Here is a 20,979-nt window from a genome sequence, read left to right as displayed (position 1 = left end):
TGAGCCACGCACAGTGGTGTCACAGGAACGGGGCAGCGGTGACTTCGGGGGATCAGGAACAGACCGGCGGTGTGGGGCGCCTGCTCGCCGGGCGCTATCGCGTGACCGCGCAGCTCGGACGCGGCGGCATGGGCGTCGTCTGGCGCGCCGTCGACGAGGTGCTCGGCCGCGAGGTCGCCGTCAAGGAACTGCGCACGTACACGGACGCGGCCGGGCCCGAACTGGCCGACCTGCGCGTGCGGATGCAGCGCGAGGCCCGCGCGGCCGCCCGGGTGCGCCACCCCGGAGTCGTCGCCGTGCACGACGTGGCGGAGGTCGACGGGCGGCCCCTGATCGTCATGGAGCTGGTCGAAGGACCCTCCCTTGACGACGTGCTGCGGGAGCGTGGCACCCTCGACCCCCGTGAAGCGGCGACCATCGGCGCCAAGGTCATGGAGGCGCTCGCCGCCGCCCACCGCGCCGGGGTCCTGCACCGCGACGTGAAGCCCGGCAACATCCTTTTGGAGACCGGTGGCCGCGTCGTCCTGACCGACTTCGGCATCGCCACGATGGACGACCCGGGCGACGGCTCCGCCACCCACCTCACCCGCAGCGGCGAACTCGTCGGCTCCCTGGACTACTTGGCGCCCGAGCGCGCCCAAGGCCAGGACCCGGGCCCCGCGTCCGACGTGTGGGCCCTGGGCGCCACTCTCTACGCGGCGGTGGAAGGCGCGTCCCCGTTCCGTCGTACGTCGACCTGGTCCACGCTCACCGCGATCGTCACCGACCCGCTTCCCGAGCCGCAGCGGGCCGGTCCCCTGATCCCCGCGCTGCGACAGCTGATGCACAAGGACCCGCAGGCACGCCCGGACGCGGGGCAGGCGGCCCTGATCCTCGCCGACGCGGCCGACGGCGCTCTCACGGCCCCGCCGGGCGAGCCCGCGCCGCGGCCGAGGGAGGCCACCGAGCGCAGCATCCCCAGCGGCCCACCGCCGGGCTTCGGACCACCGCTCGCCGCCGGGGCGGCGCCCTCCGGGGCCGTGCCGCCGCCCACCGCCACATCCCCCGAGCGTCGACCGCGCCGCGGCCGGGCGCTGCTCGCCGCGGTCGCCGTGGCCGTCGTCCTCGCGGCGACCGGCGTCACCGTCGCCCTCCTCAACGGCCGGGAGGACAGCGGAAACCAGGCCGGGCGAGCCACCGCCTCCGGAGGAGCCGCCGAGCCGGAAGCGGACAGCAGCCGGGGCGCGCTGGAGGGCGCGGGCGGGCCCAGGCCCTCGAAGCAGGGCGACGAGAAGTCCCGCAAGCCGGAGGCGAAGCCCTCCGCGGGCAAGGACGACGACCCCAAGTCCACGGACAGACCGACGACCCGTCCTCCCAAGCCCTCCACCGAGCCCACGGGGGACGGCGGCACGAGAGGCGGCGGATCCGACGGCTCCGGAGGCACGACGGGCGGCGGCGACGATCCGGCCCCCGAAGCCGCCTGCCACGCCGCGGGCGGCGGCAAGTACGACTGCTCGGTCTGGCGTACGGCGACGTCGTACACCGCGTCGGGCGCCGAGGCGGGCGTCCTGAACGCGGGCACGAACTACTTCTACTGCCAGCAGAACCTGGGCCGCCGCGAGACGCACGGCGAGTGGACGAACGTCTGGTGGGCCAAGACGGACGACGACAGCGGCAACACCGGCGTCTTCATCAGCGACGTCTACATCAAGGGCGGCGACAACGACAAGCCGCTGCCGGGCCTTCCCGTCTGCTGACCGCGCCCGCACTCCGCCCGCCGGCCGTCAGCCCGCGGGCGGCAGTTCGCCCGATCCGCGCTTGATGAGCCGCGTCGGGAGTTCGATGCGCTCCGGGGCGTCGGACGCGCCGTCCAGCTGACGGAACAGGCGCTCCGCGGCGGTCCTGCCCAGCTGCGCGGCGTCCTGGGCGACGACGGTCACGCCCGGCTGCAGCAGGTCCGCGAGCTCGATGTCGTCGAAGCCGACCAGGGCGACGGGGCGGGCGAGCCCGGCGAGGACGCGGACGACGGTCACCGTCACGCGGTTGTTGCCCGCGAAGATCGCCGTGACGGGGTCGGAGCCGCCCAGCATCGTCCTGGTGGCCTGCTCGACCCGGTCGGGGGCGGTGGGGCCGAGCGACATCCACTCGTCCTCGACGGGGATGCCCGCGTCCTCCATGGCGGCGCGGTACCCGCGCAGGCGTTCTATGGCGGTGTGGATGCGTGGCTGGTCGCCGATGAAGCCGATGCGGCGGTGGCCGTGGGCGATGAGGTGGGCGACGCCGTCGCGCGCGCCGCCGAAGCTGTCGGAGAGCACGACATCCGCGTCGATCTTCCCCGCGGGCCGGTCGACGAAGACGGTCGCGACACCCGCGGCGATCTCCGGCTCCAGATAGCGGTGGTCGTCACCGGCCGGAATGACGACGAGACCGTCGACCCGGCGCGCGCACAGCGCGAGCACCAACTCCTGTTCGCGGTCCGGGTCTTCGGCGCTCGAACCGTTGATGAGGAGCGCGCCGTGGGCGCGGGCCACCTCCTCCACGGCGCGGCTGAGCGGGCCGTAGAAGGGGTCGGCGAGGTCTTCGAGTACGAGGCCGATGCTGGCCGTGCGGCCCTTGCGCAGGACGCGCGCGCTGTCGTTGCGCCGGAAGCCGAGGGCGTCGATGGCCTCCTGCACGCGGCGCTCGGTGTCCGGGGTGACGCCCGGCTCGCCGTTCACGACACGGGAGACCGTCTTGAGGCCGACTCCGGCGCGGGCGGCGACGTCCTTCATGGTCGGACGGTTGCCGTAGCGGGGTTCGGGTCGCTCGGGTCGGCTGGCGGTCTCGGCCACGGTGCGCTGTCCTGTCGTCGACGAAGGTGAGCTGAAAGTGGTGCTTAAGTGATGTGGCGTCGAGCATAGAACCTGGACAACGTTGTCAGATGCAAGAGAGACTGTCCATCACATTCTCCGGCCTGCCCTTTCACCAGATGAGCGGCCTGCCCATTCACCAGGAGATCTGACACTGATGCACACGGACCTCGTCGCCGCGCTCGACATCGGCGGCACCAAGATCGCCGGCGCCCTGGTGGACGGGCGCGGCCGGATCCTGCTGCGCGCGCAGCGGCCCACGCCCGCGCGCGAGGACGGCGACACCGTGATGCGGGCGGTCGAAGAGGTCATCGGCGAGCTCACGCGTTCCCCGATGTGGGGCAGGGCGCGCGCGGTGGGCATCGGCAGCGCGGGCCCCGTGGACGCGTCGGCGGGGACGGTCAGTCCCGTGAACGTCCCCGGCTGGCGCGGCTACCCACTGGTCCAGCGGGTGCGCGCGGCGACGGGCGGCCTCCCGGTCGAGCTGGTCGGGGACGGCGTCGCGATGACGGCGGCCGAGCACTGGCAGGGTGCGGCCCGCGGGCACGACAACGCCCTGTGCCTGGTGGTGTCCACGGGCGTCGGGGGCGGACTGATCCTCGGGGGCAAGCTGCACCCGGGCCCCACCGGGAACGCGGGGCACATCGGTCACATCAGCGTCGACCTGGACGGTGACGCCTGCCCGTGCGGGGCGCGCGGGTGCGTGGAGCGCATAGCCAGTGGGCCCAACATCGCCCGGCGTGCGCTGGAGGGCGGCTGGCGGCCGGGGCCCGACGGCGACACGTCCGCCGCAGCGGTGGCCCTCGCCGCGCGCGCCGGTGACCCGGTCGCCGTCGCCTCCTTCGAGCGGGCGGCGCAGGCGCTCGCCGCGGGGATCGCCGCGACGGCGACGCTCGTCGAGATCGACGTCGCGGTCATCGGCGGCGGGGTGGGCAAGGCGGGGGACGTGCTCTTCGACCCGCTGCGGCGCTCCCTGAAGGACTACGCCACGCTCTCGTTCGTGCGCCAACTGACCGTGGCCCCGGCCTTGATGGGCACGGACGCGGGCCTTGTGGGGGCCGCGGCCGCCGCGCTCAGCCAGGAGGAGAGGGCCGCGGACCTGCGGCCCGCGGTGGGCAGCTGACGGCTTGGGGCCGAGGGGGTACGTTCTCGTGACCACGGTCGGGACTTACGCCCCTGCCGCTGCGGGCCGGGCTGAAGTGCTGCAGCCCGGCCCGCAGTTGCCGCTCACGCCCGCTGGTCGGTTCAGCAGCTGAGAACCGGCTCCGCCCAGTCGGCGTGGTCGGAGTCCCTGCCGTCGCCGGCGTCCGTGACGACGAGGCGTACGACCTGGGCGCCGGTGACATCGGCCGAAATCCCCTGTGCGGCATCGGCGTTGGTGAGGACGCCGGTGGACGCGGCCTTCTTTCCGTCCGCCCAGATCTCGAAGGTCACGGAGCCCTTCGGGTCCTTCTCGTCGTCCACGCCCACCTGCGCGGTGAACCTCTCGCAGGACGCGCCGGTGTAGTACTCGACGGCGCTCGCGGCGTGCACCCCGAGCCCCTTGGCGTGGACGACCCCGCCGATGGTGAGCGGATTGCCGTCGCCCGCCGCGCTCTCGCCGTTGCTGGTGTCCTTCTCGACGGGGCCCCAGCCGTTGACCGTCGACATCCAGGGCAGGTCACTGACCGCCGAGTTGCCCGCGGGCGGCGCCACGACGACATGCGCCGTCAGCGGCAGCACGCTGTCGGCACGGGTGCCCGCGGGGGAGCGGTAGGTGGTCCTGAGCGTCAGGTCGTACGCTCCCGGGGCCGTGCCCTGCGGCGCGGTCACCGACCACGACGTGCTCAGCGTCTGGTCCGTACGCAGGGAGCTCGCGGTCGAGGGGGACGCGGCCTCGATCCGCCAGCCGGAGGGGCCGGTGAAGGAGGTGGACACCTTCCGCGCGGGGGTGCGGCCGAGGTTGGTGACCTTCGACGTCAGCTTCGCGGACTTGCCGGCCTCCACCAACGGGTCACCGCTCAGGCCGAGTTCGACGGCGGGCGGGTTCTTGGCCCACTTGCCGTCCGCCGCGACGCGCAGCAGTACGGTGCCGTGCGCGGGGACGGTCGCCGCGATCTTGCCCGCGGTGTTGTAGCTCTTGTGCTTCCACAGGTCCCGCAGCGTGTACCCGTCGGCGTCGGGGAGCCCCACGGCCTGCGCCGACGTGGCGATCGACTGGGCGGTGCCCGTCTCGTTGAAGAGCGCCACCGCCCGGCTGCCGTCCTTCATCTCCTTGGCGACGACCCAGCGGCCGTCCTCCGAGGACAGGACCTCGCCCTGTTTGCCCAGGGGGTCCTGGTCGACGGCGATGACTTCCTTGTTGCCGATGATCTCGAAGGTCTCGGGTGTGGCCTTGCGCAGGTCGGAGCCGATGAGCAGCGGCGCGGCCATGATGGACCACATCGAGAAGTGCGTGCGGTACTCGGTGTCCGTCATGCCGCCGTTGCCGACCTCGAGCATGTCCGGGTCGTTCCAGTGGCCCGGACCCGCGTGCTCGGCGAGCGGCAGGTTCTGCTTCATGATCGACAGCATCGACGACCAGTTGTCGCTGATGTCGCCGGTGGTGCGCCACAGATGACCGACGTCGGCGGCCCACTCCCAGGGCTTGTTCTCGCCCCATTCGCAGATGCTGTAGACGATGGGGCGGCCGGTGGCCCGCAGCGCGTCGCGCATGGCGATGTACCGCTTCTTGGCGTCGACGCCTTGGTTGTTGCAGTTGTCGTACTTGAGGTAGTCCACGCCCCAGTCGGCGAACTGCCGGGCGTCGCTGACCTCATGGCCGAGCGCGCCGGGGAAGCCGATGTCGCTGCAGGTCTTGGTGCCCGCGCTGGTGTAGATGCCGAGCTTCAGTCCTTTGGAGTGCACGTAGTCGGCAACTGCCTTGATTCCGTTGGGGAATCGCTTGGGGTCGGGCACCAGCTTGCCGTTCGCGTCCCGGTCGGGAAGCGCCCAGCAGTCGTCGAGGTTGACGTACTGGTAGCCGGCGTCCTTGAGGCCCTTCTCGACGAAGATGTCCGCGATCCCTTTGACCATCGACTCGTCGAACTCGGCCCTGCAGTGCGTGGAGTTCCAGTTGTTGAAGCCCATGGGCGGGGTGAGGGCGAGGTTGCCGGGGAGCTTCGCCCCAGTGGCGCCGGGAGGCTTCGCTCCGGCGGCCTCGGGAAGCTTCGCTCCGGCGGTCTCGGCTCCCGCGGCCGGTGCCGCGAGGCCCGCGGCGCACAGCAGTGCGGCGGCCAGCGATCCGACGACTCTTCGACGCGTGGTGCGGGATGAGATGCGGGGGGTGCGTTGACGCATCGTTACATTCCTCCGTACTCGCAGAAGTTGGGGGCTGCATGTACGTGTCAGAGGTGCGCGCTTACGGTAGGGCGTGTTGGACTCTGTTGGAAGAGGTGCCGTAACGGTTCGAGCACCCGGACGCCGAAACCCTTGACTGCGGTGACGCTTGGGAGTGGGATCGCAACCCTTGCGTTCGGTTGTGTTCGTTTGCACCCCGAGGAGGGGGACATGGCACAGTCATCGTTCATGGGTCCTGCCACGCCTCGCAGCATGTCAGGACATCGGATGTCACGACGGAATGTCCTGCGTGGTGCCGCTGCCGGAGCCGGAGCGGTCACCCTTCCGGCCCCGCTCACGGCGTGTGGTGACGGTCCGGGCGGCAACAAGGACGAAGTCTCGATGGGGTCCAATTCCTCGGACGCGGTGCCCAAGAAGGCGTTCGCCGCCGCCTTCGACGCCTATGAGAAGAAGTCGGGGAAGACCGTCGAGGTCAACACGACAGAGCACAACGAGTTCCAGCAGAACATCACGCGCTATCTCCAGGGGACGCCGGACGATGTCTTCATGTGGTTCGCCGGCTACCGCATGCAGTACTTCGCCGAGAAGGGCCTGCTGACCGAGATCAGCGATGTCTGGAAGGGATTCAAGGGCTTCTCGGACGCGCTGCGGGAGCAGTCCACGCACGAGGGCAAGCAGTACTTCGTGCCGTATTACTACTACCCATGGGCCGTCTTCCACCGCAAGAGCCTCTTCGAGAAGCACGGCTACGAACAGGCCAAGACGTGGGACCAGTTCATCGCGCTGGCCAAGAAGACGAGCAAGGACGGCATACCGGTCGCCTTCTGCGACAAGGACGGCTGGCCCGCCATGGGCACCTTCGACTACATCAACATGCGCCTCAACGGATACGAGTTCCACAAGAGCCTGATGGCCGGCGAGGAAGCCTGGACCGACCCGAAGGTGAAGAAGGTCTTCGACTTGTGGCGTGAACTCATGCCGTACTACCAAAAGGGCGCGCTCGGCCGTACCTGGGAAGAGGCGGGCCAGGGACTGCAGCAGCGCAAGACCTCCATGGCCGTCTTCGGAATGCCGCACCCCGGCCAGCAGTTCCCGGCGGACGAGCGCGACGACATCGACTTCTTCGCCTTCCCCGAGATCGACCCGGCGCACGGCCAGGACGCCGTGGAGGCGCCCATCGACGGATTCCTGGTGGCGAAGAAGTCGAAGAACGTCGACGGCGCCAAGGAACTCCTGAAGTGGCTCGGAACACCGAAGGCCGAGGACGTCTACCTGGCCGGCGACCCCAACAACGTCGCGGTCAACGAGGGTGCCGACACCAGCAAGTACAGCCCGCTGCAGAAGAAGTCGGCCGAACTCGTCTCCGGCGCCCGGCAGATCTCACAGTTCCTCGACCGGGACACCCGCCCCGACTTCGCACAGACCGTCATGATCAAGGCGCTGCAGGACTTCATCGACAATCCCAAGGACGTCGACGGTCTGGTCAACAGCATCGAGCGCCAGAAGAAGGACATCTTCTCCTCGGACGTCAGCTGAGTAGCGGGGACCGCGCTCGTGCCGCAGAAAACCGTGCCGCGAAAAACCGTGCCGCAGAAGACCGCTCGGCGCGCCGGACGGCGGGGACCACGGCGTTTCACACGCCGTGACATCGCCGTGCTCGGCGTCCTTCTGGGAATTCCCGTCCTCCTTGACATCTTCATCATCTGGGGCCCGACCCTGGCCTCCGTCGGCCTGTCCTTCACGTCCTGGGACGGCATAGGCGACGTCCGGTGGGTGGGCGGAAAGAATTACGAGAACCTCGTCGACAACTACCCGGCGTTCTGGCCCGCCGTCCGCCACAACCTGCTGTGGATCGCCTTCCTCGGCCTGGTGGCCACGCCTTTCGGGCTGCTCCTCGCGGTCGTCATCGACCGCGGGGTCCGCTTCAGCCGCTTCTACCAGTCCGTGCTCTACATGCCGGTGGTGCTCTCGCTCGCCGTCGTCGGATTCATGGCCCAGCTGATACTCGGCACCGACCAAGGCGTGGTCAACACCATCCTGAACAATCAGAACGACCCGATCGACTGGCTCGGGAACTCCGACATCAACATCTGGATGATGATGCTGGCCGCGAGCTGGCGGCACACGGGATACGTCATGATCCTTTACCTGGCCGGGCTGAAATCCGTCGACCCCGCCCTGAAAGAGGCCGCGCAGATAGACGGCGCGAACGCCCGCCAGACGTTCTTCCGCGTCGTCTTCCCGACACTCCGGCCCGTGAATGTCATCGTCGGCGTCATCACCGTCATCGAGGCACTGCGCGCCTTCGACATCGTCTACGCGGTCAACAAGGGCCGCAACGGCCTGGAGCTGCTCTCCGTCCTCATCACCGACAACATCATCGGCGAGGCGAGCCGCATCGGATTCGGCTCCGCCATCGCGGTCGTACTCCTGACCGTCTCGCTCGGATTCATCGTGACGTTCCTGGTCCAAGAGCTGCGAGGTGCGCGCGACCGATGACAGCCGACACCCACACCACCACGCCGCTCGACGAAGACCCCGCGCCCCTCGCCGAAAAGACCGCACGCCGCAGCCGCCGCCCCGGCCGTTTCGGGGTGCACATCTTCCTCATGGCGGTGACCCTCGGCTTTCTCGCGCCCCTGCTCCTCGCCGTCTACGCCTCCTTGCGCCCGTACGGGGAGACGGCGGAGCACGGCTATTTCTCGTTCCCCAAGAGCCTGTCGTTCGACTACTACCGCCAGGCCTACAGCGATTCCGGGATGGGCAAGTACTTCACCAACACGCTGCTCATCGCCGTGCCCGCGGTCCTGATCACGCTCTTCTTCGCGGCGTTCGTGGCCTTCGCCGTGTCCCGCCTGAGAACCCGCGGCTCAATGGTCCTGCTGATGCTCTTCACGGCGGGAAACCTGCTGCCGCCCCAGGTCCTGGTCACCCCCCTGTACGTCCTCTTCCTCAAGATCCCCCTCCCTTGGTGGATGTCCGATTCGCTCACCCTGTACGACTCGTACTGGGCGATCATCATCGTCAATGTGGGGTTCCAGGTCGGTTTCTGTGTCTTCGTGCTGTCGAATTTCATGCGGACGCTGCCGAAGGAAATCCTGGAGGCGGCGATCGTGGACGGCGCGGGAGTGTGGACGCAGTTCTGGCGTATCACGCTGCCCCTGTGCCGCCCCGCGCTGGCAGCGCTGGGCACCCTGGAATTCACCTGGATCTACAACGACTTCCTCTGGGCTCTCATCTTCATCTCCAACCCCGACAAACTCCCGATCACGTCATCCCTGAACAATCTGAGGGGCCAGTTCTTCACCGACTACAACCTCCTGGCGGCGGGCTCGGTCCTGGTGGCGCTCCCCACGGTCCTGGTCTTCCTGCTCCTGCAACGGCACTTCATCGCGGGGCTGACGCTGGGGTCCGGCAAGGGGTGAGCCGTCCGCATGATCCGGCCCGTGTCATGGGCTGTCATGTCCCGCGCTGACCAGCGGGATTGAGAGTGTCGGTGCGTGGCCACCGACAACACTCGGCAGACGGAGCGCTCCACATGAAAGCCCCGAAGTACGCCCGCGTCATCCCCGGCCTGTGCTGGGACGAGAGGCCCGGTGATGTCCTGCACTGCACCCTCGGGCAGGACCACGCCGGCGACCACTTCCACGCCTACACCCGGACCAGGTGGCCCAACCGTGCCCGCGCGTCCCGGCCCGCCGCGAAGCCACGGTGAGTGCCCCGTTCACACGGGGTGTGAACGGAACGCATATATGCACCGTGCGCGCCTGCTCCCGGCAACGGCGTCCGCGAGGCAGGCTTTTGGTGCTGCCCGGACCCCGCAGCACCCACTCACTCCTGGCGCAGTGCCTCTTCCAGCGTGGAGACCGGCGACAGCATCGAAGTGAGGCCCGTCAGACGCAGGACGCGGAGCGTCAGGGCGTCGGTGCAGACGACGGCGAGGCGGGCGTCTCTGGCCTTCGTGCGGCGGCGCGCACGGACCAGCAGACCGAGGCCGGAGCAGTCGAAGAACGTGGTCTGGGTGAGGTCGATGACCACGGTGCTCGCCGTGCCGCCGGTGATGGGGTCGAGGAGCGGAACGATCTGCTGATAGGCCAACAGGTCGACCTCGCCGTGCAGTTCGACGACGACGGCGCCGTTGTGGCCGTACACGCGGGGCTGGTGATCGGAGCCCTCGTAGGCGAATTCGTTCAGTGCATCGAGTTGCACGTGTCCCCCAGTGTCGAGCATCGGCCGGATCCTCGCGTGAGCGGGGCGCATCGGAAGAGCCGGATTCAGGAGGTCACCAGGGGCTGGGGCGCCTGGCGGATCACGCTAGCGGGGGTGGGCCTGCCCCGCAGTGAGGGAACGATTCATGCAGGGTGACTGCCACCCGATGGGGTGAAGTGCGTGCGAATCGCTTGACAGTTGAGGGCGCCTTTCGGTCCAAGAAATGGCGGCCTCATCAGGGCCTGGTTTCCGTGGCAGGGTGTTGCGGGCAAGCCACAGGGGGCCAACAGAAGAGGGGGAACCGTGATCGTCTGGGTCAACGGCGCGTTCGGTGCGGGCAAGACCAGCGCCGCACGGGAACTGATCGAGCTGATCCCGAACAGCACACTCTTCGACCCCGAGGTCATCGGCGGCGGACTGCACGAACTGCTGCCCGCCAAGCGCCTCGCCGAGGTGAGCGACTACCAGGACCTGCCGCTCTGGCGCCGGCTCGTCGTGGACACGGCGGCAGCCCTGCTCGCCGAGGTCGGCGGCGTCCTCGTGGTGCCGATGACCCTGCTCCGGCAGGACTACCGCGACGAGATCTTCGGCGGCCTCGCCTCGCGCAGGATCGCCGTACGCCATGTCGTCCTGACCCCGGATGAAACGATCCTGCGCGAGCGGATATCGGGACGCCCTCTGCCGGACCTGCCGGAGGGCGACACGCGCGTACGGCAATGGTCGTTCGACCACATCGAGCCGTACCGCGCCGCGCTCGCGGGCTGGCTCGGCGCCGACGCCCACCGCATCGACACCGGCGCCCTCACCCCCTGCGAGACCGCCGAGCGCATCGCCGACGCCGTACGCACCGGAGCGGCGTCCGTCTGCGACATCGTGCAGACCCCCGAGCCCACCGCGGAAACCCTCGCGGCCGGCGTGCTGCTCTTCGACGAGCGGGACCGGGTGCTGCTCGTCGACCCGACGTACAAGGCCGGCTGGGAGTTCCCCGGCGGTGTCGTCGAACCGGGCGAGGCGCCCGCGCGCGCGGGCATGCGCGAGGTCGCCGAGGAGACGGGCATCCAACTCGCCCAAGCCCCCCGGCTCCTCGTCGCCGACTGGGAGCCGCCACGGCCGCCCGGCTACGGAGGCATGCGGTTCCTCTTCGACGGCGGGCGCCTCGACAGCGCCGAGGCGCGCCAGATGCTGCTGCCGGGACCCGAGCTGCGCGACTGCCGCTTCGTCACCGAGGAGGAGGCGGCCCGGCTGCTGCCCTCCGTGCGCTACGAGCGGCTGCGCTGGGCCCTGCGCGCGCGGGAGCGCGGGGTCACCCTGTACCTGGAGGCGGGGGTCCCGGTCGGCCCCGAATGATCTACGGGCTCAGCCTGCCGTCGCCGCGTACTTCCGGAGGAACAGCGCCTCCGCGACCGAGAGGCGCTCCAACTCCTGGGGTGACACGCTCTCGTCGACCGCGTGGATCTGCGCCTCCGGCTCGCTCAGGCCGATCAGCAGGATCTCCGCACGGGGGTACAGCGCGGCGAGGGTGTTGCACAGCGGGATAGAGCCGCCCTGCCCCGCGTACTGCATCTCCTCGCCGGGGTACGCCTCGCCCATCGCCTGAGCCATCGCCGCGTACGCCGGGCTCGTGGTGTCCGCGCGGAACGGCTGGCCCTGCCCGATCTGCTCGGTGGTCACCTGCGCGCCCCAGGGGGTGTGCGTCTCCAGGTGCGCCTGAAGCAGCTTGGTGGCCTCGGCCGCGTCCACGCCCGGCGGCACCCGCAGGCTGATCAACGCACGTGCGGCCGCCTGCACGGACGGGGTCGCGCCGACCACCGGCGGGCAGTCGATGCCGAGCACGGTGACCGCGGGGCGCGCCCAGATGCGGTCGGCGACCGTGCCCTTGCCGACCAGACGTACGCCGTCGAGGACCTTGGCGTCCTTGCGGAAGTCGTCCTCTTCGTACTGAAGACCGTCCCACACCTCGTCGCCGGTGAGCCCGTCGACCGTCGTCGAACCGTCCTCGGCACGCAGCGAGTCGAGCACCCGCACCAGCGCCGCGAGCGCGTCGGGCGCGGCGCCGCCGAACTGTCCCGAGTGCAGATTGCCCGCAAGGGTGTCGATGCGGACGCGCACCAGGGTCATGCCGCGGAGCGTGGCGGTCACCGTCGGCAGGCCGACACGGAAGTTGCCCGCGTCGCCGATGACGATGGTGTCCGCGGCCAGCAGGTCGGGGTGCTGCTCGGCGTACCGCTCGAGACCGCCCGTGCCCTGCTCCTCGGAGCCCTCGGCGATCACCTTGACGGTCACCGGGACACCGCCGTTCGCCTTCAGGGCGCGCAGCGCGAGCAGGTGCATCAGGACGCCGCCCTTGCAGTCGGCGCTGCCGCGTCCGTACCAGCGGCCGTCGCGCTCCGTCAGCTCGAAGGGCGGGCTGGTCCAGGCCGCCTCGTCGAGCGGCGGCTGCACGTCGTAGTGCGCGTAGAGCAGCACGGTGGGCGCGCCCTCGGGGCCCGGCAGCAGGCCGTACACCGACTGCGTGCCGTCCGGGGTGTCGAGCAGCGCCACGTCCTGGAAGCCCTCGGCGCGCAGCGCGTCCGCCACCCAGTTCGCGGCGGCCTCGCTCTCGCTCCTGGGGAACTGGTCGAAGTCCGCCACCGACTTGAAGGCCACCAGTTCGGCGAGCTCCGCCTTCGCCCTCGGCATGAGTGAGGCGATGGTCTCGGTGATCGGATCCGGCGACATGGGCACGCTCCTCGTGGGTGCGACGTTGTACGTACGTGGGTGTGGTGATCCTCCCACAGCAGGGTGCCCGAGGTGCCCGCCGTAGGATGCCCTGGAAAGCGCGGCCAACAGCTGGATCGGGAGCGGTAGACCAACGTGAGCAGCGAGAACTCAGCGGACGACGCGCAGTACGTATGGGACGTCGTCGTGGTGGGAGCAGGGCCCGCGGGGGCGTCGGCGGCCTACGCGGCGGCCGTCGCGGGACGCAGCGTCCTCGTCCTGGAGAAAGCCGAACTGCCCCGGTACAAGACGTGTGGCGGCGGCATCATCGGCCCCTCGCGTGACGCGCTCCCGCCGGGGTTCGAGCTCCCCTTCAGGGACCGGGTGCACGCGGTGACGTTCTCCCTGGACGGCAAGTTCGCACGTACGCGCCGCTCGAAGCAGATGCTCTTCGGGCTGATCAACCGCCCCGAGTTCGACCAGCAACTGGTCGAGCACGCGCAGAAGGCGGGCGCCGAGGTGCGCACCGGCGTCACCGTCGCGCGCGTGGAGCAGCACGGCTCCGTGGTGCCCGACCGGCGGACGGTCGCGGTGGTCCTGCAGGGCGGCGAGACGGTGCTGGCGCGCGCGGTCGTCGGGGCCGACGGCAGTGCGAGCCGCATAGGAGCACATGTCGGCGTGAAGCTCGACCAGGTGGACCTGGGCCTCGAGGCCGAGATCCCGGTGCCGCAGAGCGTCGCCGAGGACTGGGCGGGCCGCGTCCTCATCGACTGGGGCCCCATGCCGGGCAGTTACGGCTGGGTGTTCCCCAAGGGCGACACCCTCACCGTCGGTGTCATCTCCGCACGCGGCGAAGGCTCGGCCACCAAGCGGTATCTGGAGGACTTCATCGCCCGCCTCGGGCTGGCGGGTTTCGAGCCGAGCATCTCCTCCGGCCATCTGACGCGCTGCCGCAGCGACGACTCGCCGCTCTCGCGCGGCCGGGTCCTGGTGTGCGGCGACGCGGCCGGCCTGCTCGAACCGTGGACCCGCGAGGGCATCTCCTTCGCGCTGCGTTCGGGGCGCCTCGCGGGGGAGTGGGCGGTGCGGATCGGTGAGGCGCACGACGCGGTCGACGCCCGTCGGCAGGCCCTGAACTACGCCTTCGCCGTCAAGGCCGGCCTCGGCGTCGAGATGAGCGTGGGCAAGCGCATGCTCGCCGTCTTCGAGCGCCGTCCGGGCGCGCTGCACGCGGCGATCACCGGGTTCCGGCCCGCGTGGAACGCGTTCGCGAGGATCACCCGCGGTTCGACGACGCTCGGCGAACTGGTGCGCAACCACCCGCTGGCGGGGCGGGCGCTGAGCGCCTTCGACCGGTAGTCGCGGCCCGCCCGCCCGTGTGCGCCCGGCCTCACTTCGTGAGGGTGACGCGGAAGACGGGGTGGTCGCCCGCGGCCGCCTCGATCTCCGCGTCCGTGGACTTCGCGGTGACGCCCTTGAAGTACTGGTTGACCTCCCAGCCCCACTTCTCCAGGTAGCCGCGCAGCAGCGGCAGCTTCTGCGCGTCCGGGACCTCCGCGACCGTGAACGCGCGCACCTTGCGGCCCACGCGCAGCTCGCCCCCGCCCGCCGCGCGCATGTTGCGCACCCACTGCGAGTGACCGCGCGCCGAGACCAGGTACTGGGTGCCTTCGTACGTGAACGGGTTGACCGGGATGCGCTGCATCTGGCCGCTCTTGCGGCCCCGCACGTTGAGCTCGGCCGATCCCGCCAGGCTGATCCCGTGCCGCGCCAGCCAGCCGATCACGCTGTTCAGCCGCACGGCGAGCGGACTGCCCTTGAGGTAGTAGGGGGTGGAGCCCGAGGGAGAGGAAGCGGAGGAGGAAGCGGAGGGAGACATGGTGACCGCCAGAGTCGGGAGAGTTTCCGAGAGCACTGCTCTCGCTTAAGAGCAGTGTGCACGAGACAGGTGCTCCATTTCAAGAGCAGTGCTCTCTAATTTGTGCGGGGCTCACTTCACGGTGCGCTGCTCACGTTTTGGTGCACTGCTCCGAACTCGTGGCACACTGCCCGTATGAGCAGCGCCACCAGCGGGGCCAGGGCCCGCGCCCGAGTCGAAGTCACCGCCGCCATCAAGGACGAGGCCCGCAGACAGCTCGCGGCCGACGGGGCGGCCAAGCTCTCGCTGCGCGCCGTCGCCCGCGAGCTCGGCATGGTCTCCTCCGCCCTCTACCGCTACTTCCCCAGCCGTGACGACCTCCTGACCGCGCTCATCATCGACGCGTACGACTCACTCGGCGCCGCCGCCGAGACGGCGCACGCCGAGGTCGCGTCGGCCGAGCCCGTGCGGCGCTGGACGGTCGTGTGCGAAGCCGTGCGGACCTGGGCGCTCGCGCATCCCCACGAGTACGCCCTCATCTACGGCTCGCCCGTCCCCGGGTACAGTGCGCCCGCCTCCACGATCGAAGCCGCCGCCCGTGTCGGGCTGCTGCTCATCGGGATCGTGCGCGACGCCCACCAGGGGCGCGGGATCGCCGCGCAGCCGCTGCCAAAAGGGCTGCGCACGGAGGCCGAGCGCATGGCCGCCGACCTCGCGCCCGACCTGCCGCCGGCGGTGATCACGGCCATGGTCGCGGCCTGGGCCCAGCTCTTCGGACTCGTCGGCTTCGAGGTGTTCGGGCAGTTCAACCGCGTCGTCGAGGACCGTACGGAGTTCTTCTCCTACGCGGCTACGCAACTCGCCCGCGGGGTCGGGCTGTTGCAGCAGAGATGAGCCTTCGCGATCAGGGTTCCCCTCAGGGAGCTACTCCCGCGGGAGTACGCGTGATCGCCACGCCGGGGTGACGACCGGCGGCCCCCTCTCGGTCTAGCGTTGCCGCCATGGATGAGCAGCGCGAACGCGGGCGCGGCGGTCCGGCCCCGGCCTGGGGCGGACCGGCGATGTGGCGGCAGGGGCCGCCCTGGTGGAACCGGCGGGAGGACGCCGAGGGCGCCGGCAGGCTGCCGTGGCTGACGACGCTCGCGATCACCGTGTTCGTGCAGGTCGGCTCGAAGTACGCGGCAGAGGGCCAGCTCGACCGGGAGCCGCTCGATGTCTACGCCAGGCTGATCCTGCTCGTCGGCACGGCCTCGCTCCTGCTGCGTCACCGCCACCCGGTCCCGGTCGCGTACGTCACGGCCGGGACCGCGCTGGTCTATCTCGGGGCGGGGTATGCGTACGGGCCCGTCCTGATCACCGTCGCCGTCGGCTGCTTCGCCGCGGTCGTCTCGGGGCACCGGCGTGCCGCGTGGGGCGCCGTCGGCATGCTGTGGGCGGGGCATCTGCTGGTCGCCCACTGGCTCTACGCGTGGTTGCCGCCGGACGGCGACAACGCACGGACCTGGGGCGAGGAAACCGTCGTCGCCGTCTGGGTCGTCGCCATCATCGCCGTGTCCGAGCTGGCCCGCGTACGACGTGAGCAGTGGATGAAGGAGCGTGCGGAGCGCGCGCAGGCCGCCAGGCGGCGGGCCGACGAGGAGCGGCTGCGCATGGCCCGCGAGCTGCACGACGTCCTCGCGCACAGCATCTCGGTCATCAACGTCCAGGCGGGCGTCGGCCTCGCGTTGCTCGACTCCGATCCCGAGCAGGCCCGCACCGCCCTGACCACCATCAAGGCCGCGAGCAAGGAAGCCCTGGGGGAGGTCCGCCAGGTCCTCGACACCCTCCGCACGCCCGGCGACGCGCCACGCGCCCCGGCCCCCGGGCTCGACAGGCTGCCCGAACTCGTGCAGCAGGCCGCGAGCACAGGGCTCACCGTCGAGGTCGACACCCAGGGGTCCGGCAGGAGACTGGCGCCCGGCGTCGATCTCGCCGCCTTCCGCATCGTCCAGGAGGCCCTCACGAACGTCGTGCGCCACTCCGGCTCACGCCACGCGCGCGTGCTGGTGCGGTACGAGACCGCGACGCTCACCCTGCGGGTCGACGACGACGGCCCGGCCACCGGCGCCGACGCGGGCGGCAGCGGCAACGGACTCGCCGGAATGCGCGAGCGCGCCGCCGCCCTCAATGGCACGATCGACGCGGGCTCGCGCCCGGACGGGGGCTTCCGGGTCACCGCCGTACTGCCCACGCGCACGGCACCTCAGGAGGACCAGTGATCCGTGTACTGCTCGCCGACGACCAGTCGCTGGTCAGAGCCGGGTTCAAGGCGCTGCTCGACGCCCAGCGGGACATCGAGGTCGCTGGAGAGGCGGCGGACGGCGAGGAAGCCGTGCGCAAGGTGCGTGAACTGCGCCCTGACGTCGTCCTGATGGACATCCGCATGCCGCTGCTCGACGGTCTCGCCGCGACCCGGAAGATCACCGAGGAGCCGGACCTGAACGACGTCAAGGTGGTCATGCTGACCACCTTCGAGCTCGACGAGTACGTCTTCGAGGCGATCCGCTCCGGGGCCTCGGGCTTCCTCGTCAAGGACACCGAGCCCGAGGAGCTGCTGCGTGCGGTGCGCGCGGTGGTCGGTGGTGACGCGCTGCTCTCACCCGGTGTCACGCGCCGCCTCATCGCCGAGTTCGCCGCCCGCTCCAAGGAGCCCGCGAGCGCAGAGCCGCTGGGCGAGCTCACCGAGCGCGAAAGGGAGGTGATGGCGCTGGTCGGCATCGGCCTGTCGAACGAGGAGATCGCCCGCCGCCTCGTGGTCAGCCCGCTCACCGCGAAGACGCACGTCAGCCGCACGATGGTGAAGCTCGGCGCCCGCGACCGCGCCCAACTGGTCGTCCTGGCCTATGAGTCGGGTCTGGTCCGCCCCGGATGGCTCGGCTGACGCAGCGCGCGCCGGTGACGTACGAGAATCGTCACCAGGACCGCGACGAAGACGACGATCCCCACGATCTTGCCGGCCAGGACCAGCGTGCCCTGGCTGGGGGACGTCACCCCGAAGAAGAACGCCGGTGAGGCCACGGCCAGCATCGTGGCACCCGCCAGGGACGTCGCGGCGAAGAGCGCGAAACCGATCTCCACAGTGTTCGCGTCGCGCTCGGCCTGTGTCCTTCGCCCCATCTTCGAAGTGTGCGGGGCGGGCTCCCGGCGAGCAAGCAACTGCGCGCCGGGAGCGATCCGTTGATGGCCCGTCCGGTCAGTCGATGACGGCGACCGCCTCCTTCTCCGCCTCCTTCTGGACCGACTCCTCCGCCACCTTCTGGGGAGCCGACTTCGTGACGACGACGGTCTTCTGCGCCCGCCCTGCCGGCCCGGCCCGCCGCGTCCGCACCCCGGTGAGGGTGATGAGCAGGCCCGCGACCGCGATGGCCGTCACCACGATCAGGCCGGGCCGGTAGCTGTCGAGCACCGCCTGCGGTGAGGCGTCGGCGCCGTGCGAGGACGCGGTGATCACTGCGGTGACGACGGCGAGGAAGATCGCGCCGCCCACCTGGATCGAGGTGTTCAGGAGGCCCGACACCATGCCCTGCTCGTCGTCGTCCACACCGTTGGTGGCCTGGATGTTGAGCGAGGGGAAGACGAGGGCGCACGCGAAGCCGAGCAGGATCATGGACGGCAGCACCATGGACGCGTACGACGGGGTGAGGCTGACGTGCAGGAACAGCACGTACGAGGCGACGAGCAGGACGAAGCCCGCCACGATGACCCGCGGTGTGCCGAACCGGTCGATCACCGAGCCGACCTTCGTGGACGACAGGGCGACCAGGGCGCCCGCGGGCAGGAAGGCGAGCGCGGTCTCCAGGGCGGACCAGCCGAGCAGCGTCTGGAAGTACTGCGTGGCCAGGAACTGGAAGGAGACGTAGCCGCCGAAGAAGGTCATCGCGCCGATCTGCGCCCGGAGTTGAGGCCCCGAGCGCAGGACGCCGAGGCGGATCAACGGGCTCGCGGAGCGCAGTTCGATGCGTACGAAGACGGTGAGCAGCACGGCCGTGGCCAGGAACGACAGGAGGGTGCGGGCCGATGCCCAGCCGGCCTCCGGTGCCTCGACGACGGTGAAGACGAGCAGCAGCATCGCCGCCGTGCCGGTGACGGCGCCCGGCACGTCGTAGCCGCCGACGTTCTTCTCGCGTGCGCTGCGCGGGATCAGCTTGAGTCCGGCGATCAGCGCGATGACGGCGATGGGCGCCGGCAGCAGCATCGTCAGGCGCCAACTGGCCTCGGTGAGCAGCCCGGAGAGGACAAGGCCCATGGAGAAGCCGGTGGCGGCGCAGGTGGTGTAGATGGTGAGCGCGCGGTTGCGGACCGGGCCCTCGGCGAACGTCGTGGTGATGATGGAAAGGCCGGCGGGCGCGGTGAACGCGGCGCTCAGGCCCTTGATGAAGCGGCTGGCGATCAGCAGCGGCCCCGAGTCGACGAACCCGCCGAGCAGTGAGGCGAGCGCGAACACGGCGAGCGCGATCAGAAAGACGCGGCGCCGCCCGAGCAGGTCGGCCGCTCGGCCGCCCAGGAGCAGGAGGCCGCCGTAGCCGAGGATGTAGCCGCTGACGACCCACTGGAGGGTCGCGGTGGAGAGGTTCAGTTCGGAGCCGATGGAGGGCAGCGCGACGCCGACCATCGATACGTCGAGTGCGTCGAGGAACATCGCGGCGCAGAGCACGAGAAGAGTGCCCCACAGACGTGGGGACCAGCGCTCCGGGGACGCGGAGGCAGCTGTGAGCGGAGAATTCATGCGGAGCACAGTACATGCGCGTGCATTGACTGCAAGTGCATTTAATTCCGATGCAACAAAGGGCGGATTCTCTGCTACCGTGCGATGTCATGGCGGCGAAAAAGGCCGAGCAGGAGCTCAGGACGGCCGAGCAAGGGCTCGGGACGGCCGAGCAAGGGCTCGTGGACCAGTGGCGCGACATCCTCGCGGTGCACGCGCGCACCCTGTGCGAACTCGACGGCGCCCTGCGTGAGCACGGCCTCGGGGCGAGCGACTTCGAGGTCCTCGACGTGCTGTCCGAGGGCGCCGCGGCGGACGGCGACTGCGCCTACCGCGTGCAGGACATCGCGGGCCGGATCCATCTGAGCCAGAGCGCGCTGTCCCGCCTCATCGGCCGCCTGGAGAAGGACGGCCTGGTGGAGCGCGCGATGTGCAGCGAGGACCGGCGCGGGGTGCGGGTCGTGCTCACCGACAAGGGGCGCGACCTGCACGCGGAGGTACGGCCGCTGCAGCGTGCGGTCCTCGAGCGGATGCTGGCACGGCCCGAAGCCCGCTGATCCCCTCCTGCCCTACACGCCCGACTTCTCGCTCCACAGAGCGCTCAGCGCGGTGTCACCGGTGACAAGCGGGAACGCTGCGCGATTCCACAGCGCCAGATAGAGGCGCTCCGCGGTCCCCGACACCTCGCAGTCGGCCCGCCCGTCCTCACCCCGCTCCGTGACGGGCGGCTCCTGCGAGAGGCGTACGGTCCACACCGCGCCCGCTCCCGCGTCCGTTGCCCGCACCCGCAGAACCCGCGGTTCCTCCGTACGCACCCGGCTGCGTTCACGCGCGTGGAACCCGCACAGCAACTCGTCGATCCCGTCCGCGGCGAACTCCGTGCCGATCGGCGACGGCGCACCCCCGCGCGCGGACTCGGCGTCCACGCGATGGATCGTCGTCTCGTTCGCCTGTCGCCGCGCCCAGAAGGCGAGCGGCGACGGTGCGGGCAGGAAGGCCCAGCACCGCAGCTCGGGCGCGGCGGCACGGAGCGTCGTGACCAGGTCGGCGTGCGCCTGCCGGTACCAGTCGAGCAGGGCGGCGCCGTCGAGCTCCGGCGGTTCGCCCATGGGGCGCGGCGAGGCATGCTCATCGGCGACGAACGCCGCGGCCCAACGGTGCACCGTGCCCGTGTGCGACAGCAGATCGCGCACCGCCCAGTCGGGACAGGTGGCCACCTTGGCGTCCGTCCCGGCCGCCTCGGCGGCGCGGGCCAGCAACTTGCCTTCCGCATCAAGAACTTCAAGGTGCTCGGAGATCTCCATGGGCGGGATTCTGCCCGATGG

20 protein-coding genes are annotated in these 20,979 nt (G+C 70.4%); 12 read left to right on the top strand and 8 right to left on the bottom strand.

Going from position 1 to position 20,979, the window contains the following annotated elements; translation table 11 throughout:
- The first annotated feature begins 38 nt into the window (after positions 1–38).
- Entirely contained in the window at positions 39–1,736 is a 1,698-nt protein-coding gene (locus AB0M70_RS22290; RefSeq protein ID WP_365821863.1) for a protein kinase, read from the top strand.
- A 27-nt stretch (positions 1,737–1,763) separates the two neighbouring features.
- Here AB0M70_RS22290 and AB0M70_RS22285 read toward each other — a convergent pair whose 3' ends face one another.
- On the bottom strand, positions 1,764–2,750 hold the full coding sequence (locus AB0M70_RS22285) for a LacI family DNA-binding transcriptional regulator (protein ID WP_365822380.1): 987 nt from the start codon (positions 2,748–2,750) through the stop codon (positions 1,764–1,766).
- A gap of 235 nt (positions 2,751–2,985) precedes the next feature.
- Here AB0M70_RS22285 and AB0M70_RS22280 point away from each other — a divergent pair, with 235 nt between their 5' ends.
- A complete protein-coding gene (locus AB0M70_RS22280) occupies positions 2,986–3,951 on the top strand; it encodes an ROK family protein (RefSeq protein WP_365821861.1) in 966 nt (321 codons plus the stop codon).
- Positions 3,952–4,073: 122 nt separating this feature from the next.
- On the opposite strand, the gene AB0M70_RS22275 is transcribed toward AB0M70_RS22280, so the two are convergent.
- Positions 4,074–6,146: an NPCBM/NEW2 domain-containing protein gene (locus AB0M70_RS22275; RefSeq protein ID WP_365821859.1), complete on the bottom strand. Its 2,073-nt coding sequence runs from the start codon at positions 6,144–6,146 to the stop codon at positions 4,074–4,076.
- A gap of 267 nt (positions 6,147–6,413) precedes the next feature.
- Here AB0M70_RS22275 and AB0M70_RS22270 point away from each other — a divergent pair, with 267 nt between their 5' ends.
- From AB0M70_RS22270 to AB0M70_RS22255, 4 genes are all read left to right on the top strand, one after another.
- A complete protein-coding gene (locus tag AB0M70_RS22270) occupies positions 6,414–7,682 on the top strand; it encodes an ABC transporter substrate-binding protein (RefSeq protein WP_365821857.1) in 1,269 nt (422 codons plus the stop codon).
- Positions 7,683–7,730: 48 nt separating this feature from the next.
- Positions 7,731–8,645, top strand: coding sequence for a sugar ABC transporter permease (locus AB0M70_RS22265; protein WP_365822377.1), 915 nt, complete (start codon positions 7,731–7,733; stop codon positions 8,643–8,645).
- Positions 8,642–9,571: a carbohydrate ABC transporter permease gene (locus AB0M70_RS22260; RefSeq protein WP_365821855.1), complete on the top strand. Its 930-nt coding sequence runs from the start codon at positions 8,642–8,644 to the stop codon at positions 9,569–9,571. Before AB0M70_RS22265 ends, AB0M70_RS22260 begins: the two co-directional genes overlap by 4 nt.
- Positions 9,572–9,684: 113 nt before the next feature.
- Positions 9,685–9,861 carry a hypothetical protein gene (locus AB0M70_RS22255; RefSeq protein ID WP_365821853.1) on the top strand — a complete coding sequence of 59 codons (177 nt, stop codon included), beginning with the start codon at positions 9,685–9,687 and terminating at the stop codon, positions 9,859–9,861.
- 116 nt (positions 9,862–9,977) lie between these two features.
- Here AB0M70_RS22255 and AB0M70_RS22250 read toward each other — a convergent pair whose 3' ends face one another.
- Entirely contained in the window at positions 9,978–10,355 is a 378-nt protein-coding gene (locus tag AB0M70_RS22250) for an STAS domain-containing protein (RefSeq protein WP_365821851.1), read from the bottom strand.
- A 303-nt stretch (positions 10,356–10,658) separates the two neighbouring features.
- On the opposite strand from AB0M70_RS22250, the gene AB0M70_RS22245 reads away from it, so the two are divergent.
- Complete coding sequence (locus AB0M70_RS22245; RefSeq protein WP_365821849.1) at positions 10,659–11,702, top strand: NUDIX domain-containing protein; 1,044 nt, start codon at positions 10,659–10,661, stop codon at positions 11,700–11,702.
- Between the two features lie 9 nt (positions 11,703–11,711).
- Here AB0M70_RS22245 and AB0M70_RS22240 read toward each other — a convergent pair whose 3' ends face one another.
- A complete protein-coding gene (locus AB0M70_RS22240; RefSeq protein ID WP_365821847.1) occupies positions 11,712–13,073 on the bottom strand; it encodes a dipeptidase in 1,362 nt (453 codons plus the stop codon).
- A 135-nt stretch (positions 13,074–13,208) separates the two neighbouring features.
- Between AB0M70_RS22240 and AB0M70_RS22235 the strand changes: the two genes are divergently transcribed.
- Positions 13,209–14,411 carry a geranylgeranyl reductase family protein gene (locus AB0M70_RS22235; protein ID WP_365821845.1) on the top strand — a complete coding sequence of 401 codons (1,203 nt, stop codon included), beginning with the start codon at positions 13,209–13,211 and terminating at the stop codon, positions 14,409–14,411.
- 31 nt (positions 14,412–14,442) lie between these two features.
- On the opposite strand, the gene AB0M70_RS22230 is transcribed toward AB0M70_RS22235, so the two are convergent.
- Positions 14,443–14,931 (bottom strand): nitroreductase family deazaflavin-dependent oxidoreductase, encoded by a 489-nt coding sequence (locus tag AB0M70_RS22230; protein ID WP_365821843.1) that lies wholly within the window; start codon positions 14,929–14,931, stop codon positions 14,443–14,445.
- A 174-nt stretch (positions 14,932–15,105) separates the two neighbouring features.
- Between AB0M70_RS22230 and AB0M70_RS22225 the strand changes: the two genes are divergently transcribed.
- The 3 genes from AB0M70_RS22225 to AB0M70_RS22215 all read left to right on the top strand — a co-directional run bounded on the left by AB0M70_RS22225 (position 15,106) and on the right by AB0M70_RS22215 (position 17,830).
- Positions 15,106–15,804, top strand: a complete 699-nt coding sequence (locus AB0M70_RS22225; protein WP_365821841.1) for a TetR/AcrR family transcriptional regulator — start codon at positions 15,106–15,108, stop codon at positions 15,802–15,804.
- Between the two features lie 107 nt (positions 15,805–15,911).
- The gene (locus AB0M70_RS22220; RefSeq protein WP_365821839.1) at positions 15,912–17,168 is read left to right on the top strand and encodes a sensor histidine kinase; all 1,257 of its coding nucleotides are present in this window, start codon (positions 15,912–15,914) and stop codon (positions 17,166–17,168) included.
- Positions 17,165–17,830 carry a response regulator transcription factor gene (locus AB0M70_RS22215; protein WP_365821837.1) on the top strand — a complete coding sequence of 222 codons (666 nt, stop codon included), beginning with the start codon at positions 17,165–17,167 and terminating at the stop codon, positions 17,828–17,830. Before AB0M70_RS22220 ends, AB0M70_RS22215 begins: the two co-directional genes overlap by 4 nt.
- Here the strand turns inward: AB0M70_RS22215 and AB0M70_RS22210 are convergent.
- Together AB0M70_RS22210 and AB0M70_RS22205 are read right to left on the bottom strand one after the other, a co-directional pair.
- The gene (locus AB0M70_RS22210; RefSeq protein WP_365821835.1) at positions 17,791–18,066 is read right to left on the bottom strand and encodes a DUF6332 family protein; all 276 of its coding nucleotides are present in this window, start codon (positions 18,064–18,066) and stop codon (positions 17,791–17,793) included. The genes AB0M70_RS22215 and AB0M70_RS22210 overlap by 40 nt on opposite strands.
- Before the next feature lie 76 nt (positions 18,067–18,142).
- Positions 18,143–19,675, bottom strand: coding sequence for an MFS transporter (locus AB0M70_RS22205; RefSeq protein ID WP_365821833.1), 1,533 nt, complete (start codon positions 19,673–19,675; stop codon positions 18,143–18,145).
- A gap of 89 nt (positions 19,676–19,764) precedes the next feature.
- Between AB0M70_RS22205 and AB0M70_RS22200 the strand changes: the two genes are divergently transcribed.
- Positions 19,765–20,211, top strand: a complete 447-nt coding sequence (locus AB0M70_RS22200; RefSeq protein WP_365821831.1) for a MarR family transcriptional regulator — start codon at positions 19,765–19,767, stop codon at positions 20,209–20,211.
- A gap of 12 nt (positions 20,212–20,223) precedes the next feature.
- On the opposite strand, the gene AB0M70_RS22195 is transcribed toward AB0M70_RS22200, so the two are convergent.
- Complete coding sequence (locus AB0M70_RS22195; protein WP_365821829.1) at positions 20,224–20,958, bottom strand: maleylpyruvate isomerase family mycothiol-dependent enzyme; 735 nt, start codon at positions 20,956–20,958, stop codon at positions 20,224–20,226.
- Positions 20,959–20,979: the final 21 nt, after the last annotated feature.

The sequence above is a fragment of the Streptomyces sp. NPDC051214 genome, assembly GCF_040682375.1.
Classification (GTDB): Bacteria; Actinomycetota; Actinomycetes; order Streptomycetales; family Streptomycetaceae; genus Streptomyces.
The sequence above is the reverse complement of the archived record's forward strand: the minus strand, read 5'-3'. Positions and strand labels throughout refer to the sequence as shown.

What these genes read in the sequence shown, in the direction of transcription:
- AB0M70_RS22285 (WP_365822380.1), bottom strand. Translation starts at nt 2,750, where the DNA reads ATGAAGGACGTCGCCGCCCGCGCCGGAGTCGGCCTCAAGACGGTCTCC.
- AB0M70_RS22280 (WP_365821861.1), top strand. Translation starts at nt 2,986, where the DNA reads ATGCACACGGACCTCGTCGCCGCGCTCGACATCGGCGGCACCAAGATC.
- AB0M70_RS22275 (WP_365821859.1), bottom strand. Translation starts at nt 6,146, where the DNA reads ATGCGTCAACGCACCCCCCGCATCTCATCCCGCACCACGCGTCGAAGA.
- AB0M70_RS22270 (WP_365821857.1), top strand. Translation starts at nt 6,414, where the DNA reads ATGTCACGACGGAATGTCCTGCGTGGTGCCGCTGCCGGAGCCGGAGCG.
- AB0M70_RS22260 (WP_365821855.1), top strand. Translation starts at nt 8,642, where the DNA reads ATGACAGCCGACACCCACACCACCACGCCGCTCGACGAAGACCCCGCG.
- AB0M70_RS22255 (WP_365821853.1), top strand. Translation starts at nt 9,685, where the DNA reads ATGAAAGCCCCGAAGTACGCCCGCGTCATCCCCGGCCTGTGCTGGGAC.
- AB0M70_RS22240 (WP_365821847.1), bottom strand. Translation starts at nt 13,073, where the DNA reads ATGTCGCCGGATCCGATCACCGAGACCATCGCCTCACTCATGCCGAGG.
- AB0M70_RS22230 (WP_365821843.1), bottom strand. Translation starts at nt 14,931, where the DNA reads ATGTCTCCCTCCGCTTCCTCCTCCGCTTCCTCTCCCTCGGGCTCCACC.
- AB0M70_RS22225 (WP_365821841.1), top strand. Translation starts at nt 15,106, where the DNA reads ATGAGCAGCGCCACCAGCGGGGCCAGGGCCCGCGCCCGAGTCGAAGTC.
- AB0M70_RS22220 (WP_365821839.1), top strand. Translation starts at nt 15,912, where the DNA reads ATGGATGAGCAGCGCGAACGCGGGCGCGGCGGTCCGGCCCCGGCCTGG.
- AB0M70_RS22210 (WP_365821835.1), bottom strand. Translation starts at nt 18,066, where the DNA reads ATGGGGCGAAGGACACAGGCCGAGCGCGACGCGAACACTGTGGAGATC.
- AB0M70_RS22205 (WP_365821833.1), bottom strand. Translation starts at nt 19,675, where the DNA reads ATGAATTCTCCGCTCACAGCTGCCTCCGCGTCCCCGGAGCGCTGGTCC.
- AB0M70_RS22200 (WP_365821831.1), top strand. Translation starts at nt 19,765, where the DNA reads ATGGCGGCGAAAAAGGCCGAGCAGGAGCTCAGGACGGCCGAGCAAGGG.
- AB0M70_RS22195 (WP_365821829.1), bottom strand. Translation starts at nt 20,958, where the DNA reads ATGGAGATCTCCGAGCACCTTGAAGTTCTTGATGCGGAAGGCAAGTTG.